This window comes from Rhizobium sp. 01T444, assembly GCF_056398305.1.
Window position 1 is genome coordinate 1 of record NZ_JBFTPD010000324.1, and the last position, 570, is coordinate 570.

Consider the following 570-nt stretch of genomic DNA (forward strand, 5'->3'; position numbering starts at 1 on the left):
ATGCGGCCATGACCCTGCGCAAGCCGCTGGAGCAGATGACCCATGAAGACCTGCGCGTCGTCTTCGACACGAATGCGGTGGGTGCGATCGCCATGGCCATTGCAGCGGCGCAGGGCATGCTGGACCGGGGTCGTGGCGTGATCGTCAACGTGGCCTCGCAGCTGGCATTCAAGCCTTCACCGGGGCGTGCTTCATATGGCGCGAGCAAGGCGGCGTTGGTGCATTTCACGAAAACGGCGGCTGCCGAGTGGGCCGGCCGAGGGGTTCGGGTTGTCGGCATCGCCCCGGGTCCCGTGGATACGCCAATGGTTCGCGAACTGCTCGCCGTCCCTGAAACGGCTGCGGCGCTGCTTGCCGGAATGCCCATCGGGCGCCTGCTCGCCGCGAGGGAAATTGCCGAGTCGATCCACTTCCTGGCTTCGCCTGCGGCTGAATGCATCGTCGGCGAGGTGCTCGTTGCCGACGGCGGGAATCTGTTGACATGAGGAGCTGTTGAGATGAACGATGTCTGCGCGCACCCTGACCGGGAATACAGTTCACGCGCCCTGCTGGGCGTGGCCGTGCCCCAGG

At 65.6% G+C, this 570-nt stretch carries 1 protein-coding gene; it reads left to right on the forward strand.

What is annotated here, in order from left to right; genetic code table 11:
* Nucleotides 1-485: SDR family NAD(P)-dependent oxidoreductase (locus AC1DTN_RS38715; protein WP_477925519.1), on the forward strand; the 485-nt coding region annotated here is incomplete at its 5' end.
* Nucleotides 486-570 lie beyond the last annotated feature (85 nt).